Source organism: Vibrio sp. L5-1 (assembly GCF_021728315.1).
Lineage (GTDB): Bacteria > Pseudomonadota > Gammaproteobacteria > Enterobacterales > Vibrionaceae > Vibrio > Vibrio splendidus_K.
Genome location: NZ_JAKKCQ010000003.1, coordinates 725,353 through 736,665, shown reverse-complemented (window position 1 = coordinate 736,665; position 11,313 = coordinate 725,353). Strand labels below are relative to the sequence as shown.

General features: G+C 41.5%; 8 protein-coding genes. 5 read left to right on the top strand and 3 right to left on the bottom strand.

What is annotated here, in order from left to right; genetic code table 11:
* Window positions 1-157: 157 nt before the first annotated feature.
* The gene (locus L3V35_RS15565) at window positions 158-877 is read right to left on the bottom strand and encodes a FadR/GntR family transcriptional regulator (protein WP_004733531.1); all 720 of its coding nucleotides are present in this window, start codon (window positions 875-877) and stop codon (window positions 158-160) included.
* Between the two features lie 342 nt (window positions 878-1,219).
* Between L3V35_RS15565 and L3V35_RS15560 the strand changes: the two genes are divergently transcribed.
* From L3V35_RS15560 to L3V35_RS15550, 3 genes are all read left to right on the top strand, one after another.
* Window positions 1,220-1,996 carry an SDR family oxidoreductase gene (locus tag L3V35_RS15560; protein ID WP_004733530.1) on the top strand — a complete coding sequence of 259 codons (777 nt, stop codon included), beginning with the start codon at window positions 1,220-1,222 and terminating at the stop codon, window positions 1,994-1,996.
* A 201-nt stretch (window positions 1,997-2,197) separates the two neighbouring features.
* Window positions 2,198-2,920 (top strand): FadR/GntR family transcriptional regulator, encoded by a 723-nt coding sequence (locus L3V35_RS15555; RefSeq protein WP_004733529.1) that lies wholly within the window; start codon window positions 2,198-2,200, stop codon window positions 2,918-2,920.
* A gap of 148 nt (window positions 2,921-3,068) precedes the next feature.
* Window positions 3,069-4,436: an MATE family efflux transporter gene (locus L3V35_RS15550; RefSeq protein WP_114633648.1), complete on the top strand. Its 1,368-nt coding sequence runs from the start codon at window positions 3,069-3,071 to the stop codon at window positions 4,434-4,436.
* Between the two features lie 274 nt (window positions 4,437-4,710).
* Here L3V35_RS15550 and L3V35_RS15545 read toward each other — a convergent pair whose 3' ends face one another.
* On the bottom strand, window positions 4,711-5,748 hold the full coding sequence (locus L3V35_RS15545; RefSeq protein ID WP_054547414.1) for a polysaccharide lyase family 7 protein: 1,038 nt from the start codon (window positions 5,746-5,748) through the stop codon (window positions 4,711-4,713).
* A 542-nt stretch (window positions 5,749-6,290) separates the two neighbouring features.
* Between L3V35_RS15545 and L3V35_RS15540 the strand changes: the two genes are divergently transcribed.
* Together L3V35_RS15540 and L3V35_RS15535 are read left to right on the top strand one after the other, a co-directional pair.
* A complete protein-coding gene (locus L3V35_RS15540; RefSeq protein WP_004733526.1) occupies window positions 6,291-7,151 on the top strand; it encodes an oligogalacturonate-specific porin KdgM family protein in 861 nt (286 codons plus the stop codon).
* 192 nt (window positions 7,152-7,343) lie between these two features.
* Window positions 7,344-8,582 carry a hypothetical protein gene (locus tag L3V35_RS15535; protein ID WP_237300211.1) on the top strand — a complete coding sequence of 413 codons (1,239 nt, stop codon included), beginning with the start codon at window positions 7,344-7,346 and terminating at the stop codon, window positions 8,580-8,582.
* A gap of 962 nt (window positions 8,583-9,544) precedes the next feature.
* On the opposite strand, the gene L3V35_RS15530 is transcribed toward L3V35_RS15535, so the two are convergent.
* Window positions 9,545-11,113, bottom strand: a complete 1,569-nt coding sequence (locus L3V35_RS15530; protein ID WP_065204768.1) for a polysaccharide lyase family 7 protein — start codon at window positions 11,111-11,113, stop codon at window positions 9,545-9,547.
* Window positions 11,114-11,313: the final 200 nt, after the last annotated feature.

Here is an 11,313-nt window from a genome sequence, read left to right as displayed (position 1 = left end):
AAACAGCAAAGAATAGGTTAAATATTGGACACTGGTCAGGTTTTCATCAAATTCGAATACAAAAAAAGCACGTATCAAACGTGCTTTCCTGGTGTGCCTTTTAGTTCCAATGAACTCATTCCAACAAAGATTCAAAGTAAAAATCTTTTTAAAACCATTAACTAGCGATTGGTAACCTGTGGTTCGTTTCTAGCAAGTGACTCGCTGACGCTTGACGCGCTTTATCACTGTTCCCCGCCATGATTGCTTCATAAATTTGGCGGTGTTCTTCAATGCAAGTACTTCCCTCTTCAGAAGAGTGAGAAATAAAGTTAACAAACATAGTCGTTAAGATATTGCCGAATGGTAGGTAAAAGTCGTTCCCTGTTGCGTTGAAGATTAGGCTATGGAACTTCATATCAATATCTAGCCAACGCTCTTTATCAAGAATTTCTTCGCTAGATATCTCCACCATTTTTTGGAAAATTTCTGATAATTCAATTCGTTGATCCGCAGTCGCAAATTTAGCGGCCAACGCACAAGCTTCAGGTTCGATGGCACGGCGCAAGCCTAAAAACTGATGGCAGAATTGGTCGGTGTCAGCTAAACCGTCCATCCATTCGATCAATTGTGGATCTAAGAAGTTCCAGAACGCGCGGTCAACAACACGAGTACCAATCTTAGGGCGAGATTCTAATAGGCCTTTTGAAGTAAGAAGCTTAACCGCTTCTCTTAATGCTGTTCTACTGATACCAAATTGCTCACACAGAGCCATTTCACCAGGGATAATAGAACCTTGAGGCAAATTGCCCGACAAAATACCACGAGCGATTTCACGTGCAACTTGCACATGAAGGCTTCGCTTAGAGCCTGAAATAGAATTGAAATGACCAGCCATGTGTCTACTTACTTATTAGATATGTATTATTTAATTCGTACTATAACACTGATTTATATCTCTACCAACTCAGTATAAGAATAACGTGAGGTCACTACCAATATAGGCTAGAGCATTATTTTGACAATCTTATAAGTATTAAGCTCATCAAACCAAACACACCCATTTATTCATACAAATAGTTCTTATTTACACATTTTTTGTATGCGTGAACTCACAAAACCACTCTTACTCTCACTATTTATGTCGGTAATGATCAGTTTTTAGATGAACACTCTTGAATATAGCAAGTGTTATTGTATGATTTATTAACGCAAATAATCTACAATATAGGCGACTCTGATGTTTAACGATTTAAAAGGCAAACGCATTTTAATTACTGGCTCTACTGCTGGTATGGGCTTAGCTACTGCACGCATTTTTGCAAAGTACGGCGCAAAGATTGGCATCAATAGTCGTGCTTTCAGCCCAAAAGTCGATGACGTTCTCACCGAACTCACCGCATTGGGTGGCGATGTTGCGTTTTTTCCTGCAAACCTAATGGACACATTAGAGTGCGAAAGGTTAGTCAAAGAGTTCACCGACCATTTTGGCGGCATGGATGTGTTGATTAACAACGCAGGTGGCCTTGGTGGGCGTGCAAGTCTAGAAAATATCGATGACGAGTTTTATGAGCGTGTGATGAACCTGAATGTTCGATCCGCGCTGATGACAACTAAGTTCTCCATCCCACACTTGCGTGCATCTGCTGCTCTATCGGGGCAAACATCGTGTGTGATTAGCACGGGCTCTATTGCCGCTCGCGAAGGCGGTGGTGTGGGTGCTGGCGTATATGCCGCATCTAAAGCGTGGTTACACGACATTCACCGCAATTGGGTAAAAGAGTTCGCGCAAGACAATATCCGTTTCAACATTGTTTCACCGGGCACTATCGACACCGCATTTCACGATGGCAAAAGCGACGATCTGAAAGCGACCATTGCTAACAACATTCCAATGGGACGCTTTGGCAATATTGATGAAGTTGCCCCTTCATTTGCTTTCTTTGCATCGCACGCTTGCAGCGGGTACATCACAGGGCAAATCCTAGATGTTAACGGCGGACAAATAACGCCCTAGCTAGCTGACTAATATAAGCTCACTAAGTTATATAGAATCGTTAAGTTATATAAAGTCGTTAAGACCGTCACACTTAAAAAGGTCATCAGACCCAAGTAGATGAGGGAAAACCTCACACTATATTAGACGTATACACTGACACTAAGCGCCAGATTCGTCTGGCTTTTTTTGTTTTCAAAGTTTCAATTTCAGGTGGTTTAAATGTCAATATTTACATTGGTGGAAGATTCAAGCCGCCGAATTCATGTCCAAGTCGCGAGACAAATTGCTCGCAAAATCTTGTCTGGCGAGTTGAAAGAAAATCAGAAGTTACCTAGCGAAATGGAGTTGTGCGAGATCTTTGGAGTCAGCAGAACTGCCCTTCGAGAATCCACTAAGCTGCTTTCAGCAAAAGGGTTGATTGAATCAAAGCCTAAAGTGGGCACTCGTATCAAACCAAGAACGCAATGGCACTTTTTAGATCCTCAATTACTGTATTGGATCCAAGATTTAGAAGACACCAAACCCTTCTTATCTCAATTCTTGGGCTTAAGAAAAGCGATTGACCCAGAAGCATGTGCGCTTGCGGCATCCAACGCTACGGTAGAGCAACGCAAAGAGCTTTCGATCCTTTTCCAAAAGATGACCATTGCCGCAAACGGCTTTGATTATCAAGAGTGGACAACCAACGATCATCTGTTTCACCAAACGATTTTCTTATCGACGGGTAACCAGTTTTACATTCCGTTCGCGAACATTCTTTCGACAATTTTCAAACAGTTTATCGACCACTCTGCCGAAGGCGGTCGCTTCTGTTTAGAAGAGCACAAAGCGATATACGATGCGATTATGTCAGGCAATGCGAATCAGGCTCGAATAGCCTCTCAAGCTTTACTTGATGATGAAAACCAAAAGCTGTCTAGGGTTGAATTAGCCATCGCATAACCGAGATTGACCAGACTGACTCGTGTATCCCAATACACGAGTCAGTCATGTTTTAGCACCCATTTTTAACCATCCATTACCGTAGTGTTTCATCTTTAAATGTTGAACTCGGGTCCTCTCAGAGAAAACTTACGGTTACACACATAAGGTGTTGTTTGTGTCTACACAATCGTATGTAAGGAAAAATTTCTCTCTCGCCTGGCCCCTAGCCCTAAACGGTATATTGATGCAGTCGATGTTGATGATCGATACACTGCTCGTTTCTCCTCTTGGTGAAATACCTTTGGCTGCCATGGGAATTGCGACGACTATGGTTGCCTTTGTACTCGGTATTCAAATGGCGCTGGCAAACGGCACTCAGCTAGTATTGAGCCGCGCCGTGGGTTCTGGCATCACCGCTTCATTATCCAAAGCGTTTTGGGCAGGTCTGTTCATCAACTTAGGTATCGCGACAATATTTTGGTTTCTGCTCACCTTTTTAGAACAGCCTCTAATTCAAGCCTTAACCGACGATAAAGCCCTTTACCTAGAAATTAGCCACTACCTTGATATCTCAAAGTATCTCGTCATTTTCACAGCATTAACGCAAGTGATTATCGCCCTATTTAATGCATTAGGAAGAACCAAAATACCGTTTAAAGGGTATTTGATTGAATTGCCGATCAACGCTGTACTTTCTTATGGACTCATTCACGGCTTTTCAAATTTCGAAGGTATTGGTGTTCAAGGCGCCGCGCTAGGCAGTGTTATTGCTATCACCCTTCGACTTGTGTATCTGGTTCTTTGCGTGTATTTGAGCTCAGCAATTTCACTCAAATTAGACGCCCAGCGATCTGAGTTCATGACAAACGTTCGTCGTCACTTTATCGAGATATTCCCTGTCGCAGCAAATGTAACCATGCTATTGATTGGCGCAACGATTTATCAGTTACTGTATTCGCAACTTAACATCAACGCGTATGTTGCGATTACTTTGGTGATGCCTTGGATCAGGGCTGTCTCTCAATTTATTACTGCTTGGGCTCACTCTTCCGCGATTACTATCAGCCAAGCGATTGGCTCTAAAAAGATGGATGACCTAGTCAAAAACGTCGATACCAGTATTGATATTGCGGTAGTCATTTCTTTTGTGTGTGCAATCTTGTTCGCTGGCTTAAGTCTGGTGATTGGTGACATTTACCCGAACTTGGACGAATCTACGTATCAAGCATTGGCCGTTATCGCCCCGCTCTACATCTTCTTACCGATTGTTCGTGGCTACAACACAGTTCATGGAAATGTATTGAGAGCACTAGGAAAAACAACCGCGGTCTTCAAAATCAACTTTACTGGTCAATGGGTAATTTCAATCCCATTATGTGCATTGATCATCTTTGGATTAGACGGTTCTATCTTTTGGGCGTTTGCTATCCAACCATTCGAAGAGATAGTTAAAGCTTTCCCATTCCGTCACTTGGCTCGTAAGTCTCTTAAAGAGTTTGATGCCGACAAAGCCAAAGAGTTGATGTATGACTAAACTCCGTATCTAATTGCCATCAGAGCTTTACTCGAACTTTCTAAAACAGCCTTGTCTTTTGACAAGGTTGTTTTGTTTTAGCTGTACTTTTCATTGGTAGGCTTCAGGTACACCCTCTTTGATACCAAGGTCAAATTGTCACCAAGGTCACATTAATACCAAGGTCATCTTAAAGCTCATATAAAACAAAAAGACCACTCAACATTCGGTTAAGTGGTCTTCGAAAGTATTCCTTAAGGACTGCGTCTAGCTAGCCTATTGGTTATGCTACGTGCTATTTACCGTTCAACTTAAGCGCTGAGAAAGTCACACTGTTGTAATCGCCATTCTTTTTATCGACAGCGAAATCGCCAGTACCGCCACAACCAGGCCCCCATACAGGGTGAGAATCGCTCACGCTACATTGACCGTATGCGCCCGCTTTGTAATAGAAGTCATCTTCAGCATAACCCGTTGGTGAGTCAAGCTCATCAATACCCTTGCTCAGGTCGATTTCATACTTAACGGTATCGTGACGCTCGGTTTCAAACGTTAGGTACATCATGGTGCCTTTCACTTCCACTTTGTAGCTAAACTCTTCACCAAGAGCAATACCCGCTTCACCCGGCTCTGCAGGGTTTTCCCACGTGTTACCCCACACTGGATAAGCGATATCGGCACGGTTAGGATCTTTTTTCTCTAGGTTACGTTCATAGTTCCAGAATACTGAACCCATTTCTTGGTCAGGAAACTTCTTATAGAAGATCTTTAGTGGTTCATTACCATGCCCATAACCGGTTCCAGCTTTGATTAGCTCATTGTGTTTTTTAGCATGAATCTGACCAACCACAACAGAATGCGCTGGGTATTTTTCTGGGTACTTTGCGTTAACTGAAACGTGATTCACTTTTAGTGTCGCTTCTAGTGTACCGCCAACCGCACTGTACTCGTTTGCTGATGGATGGCTCGACAGTGCCCACTGGTTTCCTTTATCAGCCGTATCGATAGAGAAGTCAGCGCCTCGTGGCATTTGTCGTAATTCAGAACGCGCATTCTTCGAATTTTTTGTCGTAATCGCTTGGTTCTGAACTTCAAATACAAGGTTACCGTCTTTATCAAGATGGAAGAAATCACTATGTGAGTAGCTCATCATGGCTACCCCCTCTATTTCATCAACACGACCATCTTCATTAATATCTGAAGGTATGGTTATTTTCCAATTATGCATATCGAATTTATCGGCAGGTACGGGGTAAGAAACACCGTTATTTGCGAAAGTAACCATTGGTACAGTCGCTAATAACGCCACTGCTAATATGTTTTTCTTAAACATGACTCATCCTTTATTGTTAACAGATACTGAGTACACTCTCAGCACAAAAACTACTTTTGAACACGAATTAGTACTAAATATTTTCTCTTCGACTTAAATAAACCAATCAATAAATAAATAGAATTTACATTTCGCCATCTTTTAACTTTTACCAAACATTTGACGGTGGTTTATATCTATATCCCTCAACATGCTCCGCTATGTTTAAACCACAATAACTAGAACATCGATATGAAAGCGTGGGAACATCCTTATATTTGTATTATTTTAACACATACATATAACTGAGCTTACAAGGTTTGTTAATATGAGAACTGAGTCATGATTGATTTGATTGGCAAGCCTTAAATTGAGATATTCATAACATTTAGCTATATAAATAGGCCATTAGTCGGAACTTTTGATAGATCTCACAGAAATCTACCCTAGAAATAAATACCATATTTGTCATACATTAATTTAATACCATGTAAGGTGTTGGTTTGTGAATCAGGGGTACATTGGATGTATCCAAAATAAAAAAATAATAGTGAGACAAAGGTATGAATTCTGTTACAAAAATTGCTGCAGCTGTTGCATGTACTCTTTTGGCGGGCACAGCTGCTGGTGCATCTCTTGATTATCGTTACGAGTATCGTGCTGCGACGGATTATACAAAGACTAATGGTGATACGGCTCACGTAGACGCTCGCCATCAACACCGAGTTAAGCTAGGTGAAAGCTTTAAGCTGTCAGACAAGTGGAAGCACTCTACTGGTCTAGAACTTAAGTTCCACGGTGATGACTCTTACTATGATGAAGATTCAGGTTCTGTTAAATCAGCAAACAGCCAGAGTTTTTATGATGGCAATTGGTACATCTATGGTATGGAGATCGATAACACTGCGACATACAAAATAGACAATAATTGGTATCTACAAATGGGTATGCCTATTGCCTGGGATTGGGATGAGCCTAATGCTAACGATGGCGATTGGAAGATGAAGAAGGTTACGTTCAAACCTCAGTTCCGCGTTGGTTATAAAGCAGACATGGGTTTAACGACCGCAATTCGTTACCGTCATGAATATGCTGATTTCCGCAACCACACACAATTTGGTGACAAAGATTCTGAAACTGGCGAGCGTTTAGAATCAGCTCAAAAGTCTAAAGTTACACTGACGGGCTCTTACAAAATTGAATCTCTACCTAAGCTTGGCCTTTCTTACGAAGCAAACTATGTAAAATCTTTGGATAACGTACTTCTTTATAATAGTGATGACTGGGAATGGGATGCTGGCTTAAAAGTAAACTACAAGTTCGGTTCTTGGAAACCTTTTGCTGAAATCTGGTCTTCTGATATCAGTTCATCTTCAAAAGATCGTGAAGCTAAATACCGTGTTGGTATTGCTTACTCATTCTAATAATAAAATAGCCATAATATAAAATAGCCCTCTCCTCTTGTAATTTATTTGGGCATATTTTAATTACTTTATTTTAAATAATAGGATGTTCTAATCAGAATTAGCTTCGTCCTAATAAATATTTAACGACTATTCATTATCTATTTCTTATGTGATTTACATATGGATTTAATATCATAAAGAGAATATTTTATGCAAATTTCTAAAGTCGCTACAGCTGTCGCTCTTTCGACAGGTTTATTATTCGGTTGTAACAGTGATGGTTTACCTATTCCAACAGACCCAGGCGGAACCGACCCTGTTGAACCTGTTGAACCTGTTGAAGTTTACTCTATAGAAAACGTCTATTGGGATCTGACAGGTGGTGCTGTTGCTGCACAGTCACTCAGCGGAACTTCACCATATCGCTTTGATAATAATGAGGAAGGTACTCGTGCTCTAAGCATTTACAGTGGAGACGTAGCTAATGGCTTCACTTTTGAGAGTTCAATATATACTGCTGAAGAAGAAGGTGTTGTTTCATTTGAAGGTAAGGACTGTACTTACACAGTGACTGAGCAACAGCTAGATATGACCTGTGAAAAAGATGACGTAGAAACAGCTTACTCAGCAACAGAGATTACAGATGAATCTGTTATAACTGCATTAGAAAATGCCGATGATGGAAAGCCTAAATCAGTCGATGATGTGAACGCTGCGATTGCATCAGCAGAAGATGGCGCGATTATTGAACTATCATCTCAAGGTACCTTTGATACTGGCGTTATCGAGTTAAACAAAGCCGTTATACTTGATGGTGCTAGTTTGGTAACAATTACCGGAGATGCTTGTATTGATGTCACTGCACCCGGTGCTAGTATCAAAAACATGACTTTTGCCAATGATAATTTGGCCGGATGTTTTGGTAGAGAGTCAGCAGGTACTTCGGATAATGAAACTGGTGCGATCATCATTGGTAAAATTGGTAAAGATTCAGATCCTGTAGCACTTGAAAACCTAAAGTTCGATGCAAACGGCATTACCGGAGATGATCTGGGCGAGAAAAAAGCAAGTTGGTTATTCTCTCGAGGTTACTTTACATTAGATAGTAGCGAGTTTGTCGGTTTAAGTGGCAGTATCCAAAATAATGCAATTCGTATTAACTGTAGCAGTAACAACGCGCGATTTGGTTCACAAATCACAAACAATACATTCACTATTAAATCTGGTGGTAGTGATGTGGGCGGAATTAAAGTTGGTGATTCTAGCAGTGCCGTCATAAAGAATAGTGATAACAACCTTAGCTGTAATGTCACTATCGAAAGCAATACGTTCAATGGTTACAAGACCCTACTTTCAGCTGACAACGGTGAAGATATAAGAAATACAGCCATCTACGCACAACCATCTGCCGTGAACACTGCGACAGGTAAAGAAAATATCTTGAACTAAGACTAAAAATATCAAAACAGACAAGTTGACATGCTGTTTTCTTATCTTAGAACCTGACTTATCCAAAGCCATAGCAACTGCTATGGCTTTTTGATTCTTTAGAATACAGAGGTATGATGCGCTTACATTTAACAAGTCAATATCCCTGATTATCTCCAATTCCAAACTAGAATAACTGTAGTGCAAATTATCACTCTGTCCTCCCTACTTATTTAGCCCTTTCAAAGCCCTGTATCTATCATATATAGATAAAAACCCTCAGCTTTACACTTATCCAACAAATTATTATTCAGCGTCACCGTACCATTACAATCAGAGCATTTACGGCCTGCAAATAACTAACGCTAAAGCGCATACCCGTGAGCTGTTAGAGTCGTTTGATTATCGACTTAAACCTACCTATGTATTTCATAAAGCATAAGAGCTAATAGAGTGATGGCTAACCCTACCCTTCTAATTATGAAAAAGTTAAAGCACTATTTATGGCTGTTACTAGGAGTCTTACTAAACAACCCAAAAGTGACGGTTTCAAGAACAGTACGGGAGTAGTCAGCCGAGCTAACGTTTATAAGTAGACCACGCACAATAATACGTTCGTGCATTGGCAAAGCCTTGAGAACGAGGTCAAAGTTTTCGAGCTATGGTGATTTCGATAAACATCACGACATTATTTGGGTTTGAATTCGCGACAAGTTGGCCTATTAGTAACTGAGATTAATCATGATCGAGGTTAATGGTGATCGGCGCTTGGGGGGTTAATGGTGACTAAAACTGATAGTGACTCAAGTTAATAATGAATGAGCTTGATGATAATCTCCCAAATTCTGTGTAACTGATAGCCTCCCTACTTTTACTTAATCAAATCATAATATTACGCCCAAACAATAGACACAAAAAAGCCTCCAAACCCTGAGACTGGAGGCTATTGCGATTGCTTTAGTATTAAGTGTTATTCGGTTAGATTACTTTTTGTATTGATCGTGCGATACGTCTAGCTGGTAGAAAGTCGCTTGTGAGTAATCGTCTAGGTCACCGCTGATGTTTTGGTTGTAAACACCCGCTTTGAAGTACATGTATTTGCCACCAACGTCGTAGCCGCTTTCGCTCATATCAACGACTTGTACAACGTCGTCTTTGCCTTCACGCATTAAGCTAACAGTCATCGTGTTGCCTTTAACGTCAATGCGGTAGCTGAACACTTCACCAAGTGCAATACCGTCTTCACCCACTTCAGCCGTCATGTCGCCCACTAGAGGGTAGAAGTCCTCTTTGGTCGCGTCTTGGCTTTCGTGTGCAAAGTAAACTGCGCCCGTTGCTTGGTTTGGCAATTTACGGTAGTACAAACGAATCGGCTCATCGTTTTGATCGTGAATCTGACCAATGATAAAGCGACCTACTTCATTCGCATTACCTGTCGTTGTTGCGTGGTCGATTTTCAATGTCGCTTCTAGAACGCCGTCAATCCCCGCCGCCGACTCCAAGTCAGATTCAGGCGCGCTTGAGAATACCCAGTTGTTCTTGTTAACACCTTTAGTGCTAATAGACTGATCACCACGACGCATCATTTCACGAAGCTCTGTACGCGCGTACTTAGTGTTTTTAGAGGTACGTACACCTTTCACGTAAGCTTTGAATACTAGGCCGCCGTCATCAGCTGTGTAGAAGATTTCAGGGTGTTGGTAACCGTTTGCAAGGTTCCACTCAGAAACGTCATCAGGTTTGCCATTTTTGTCATGGTCGAATGGTTGAGATAGGTACCAATGCGTCATGTCAAAGTTTTCGCTCGGTGCGTTACCAGCAACTGGTGTCGCTGGTAGGCCTGTCGGAACTGGAAGTGCACTGCGAGTGTCACATTCAACGGTCGTCTCACAAGGGTAAACCGCTGCTACACCGAAGTTACCAGAGCGTAGATCTTTGCGCGCATCTTTACGTGCTTTTTCTGCCGCTTTCATTTCAGCGATAATCACGGCTTCTGCTGCTACCACGTCTGAAGTGATGATATGGCTAGCAGGACATGCGTTAATGCTACAGTTAACCGCCGCTAATCCAGTCACACTGTTCCAACCGTTTTTGGTGTTACCGTGACCAACGTATCTTACGTAGCGTGCTTGCACTGCTGGCTCAAATTGGAAACGCTCTAGGCCGATCGCTTTACCTGAGCTTAGTTGGTTTTCTAGTACCGTTGTCCAGCTTTCGCCATCGACACTCACTTGAATATCAAATTTAGATTGGCGCTGATTACCTTTACTGAAAGATGCCTGAACCGCGTCAAACTCTTGTACTGAACCATAGTCTAGCGTTGCCCACTCGCCGTCACCCGCAGATGACCAACGTGTAGTTAGGTCTTGGTCAACGAGACGATCAGGTCCGTTACCATCATGGCTACTAGCGGTAACAGCAACTGGCGTCAGAAGCGCTTCACCAGTTTCTTTGTTATTTGGAAAATCAGCAGTAGGCGTGCTCGTGCTCGCACAACCAACCGCAAGTAGAATAGAAGAAGCGAGTAAAGTTTTTAGAGTAATTTGTTTCATATTTAATCCATTATTATAATACAAAGACAGCGTTCGTAAGTGAAAGCTAAATCAGCAAACACGAGCTATAAGGCGATTCACCTATCAGTATTTGCGATAACATGAAAATATTACGTAATCTTATAATACAAATAAAACACTTCGTTGGATAAATGAGACTAGGAACACTTTCCGATTTTTCCATACTTTAACTGGATCAC

What these genes read in the sequence shown, in the direction of transcription:
- L3V35_RS15540 (WP_004733526.1), top strand. Translation starts at nt 6,291, where the DNA reads ATGAATTCTGTTACAAAAATTGCTGCAGCTGTTGCATGTACTCTTTTG.
- L3V35_RS15530 (WP_065204768.1), bottom strand. Translation starts at nt 11,113, where the DNA reads ATGAAACAAATTACTCTAAAAACTTTACTCGCTTCTTCTATTCTACTT.
- L3V35_RS15555 (WP_004733529.1), top strand. Translation starts at nt 2,198, where the DNA reads ATGTCAATATTTACATTGGTGGAAGATTCAAGCCGCCGAATTCATGTC.
- L3V35_RS15560 (WP_004733530.1), top strand. Translation starts at nt 1,220, where the DNA reads ATGTTTAACGATTTAAAAGGCAAACGCATTTTAATTACTGGCTCTACT.
- L3V35_RS15535 (WP_237300211.1), top strand. Translation starts at nt 7,344, where the DNA reads ATGCAAATTTCTAAAGTCGCTACAGCTGTCGCTCTTTCGACAGGTTTA.
- L3V35_RS15565 (WP_004733531.1), bottom strand. Translation starts at nt 877, where the DNA reads ATGGCTGGTCATTTCAATTCTATTTCAGGCTCTAAGCGAAGCCTTCAT.
- L3V35_RS15545 (WP_054547414.1), bottom strand. Translation starts at nt 5,748, where the DNA reads ATGTTTAAGAAAAACATATTAGCAGTGGCGTTATTAGCGACTGTACCA.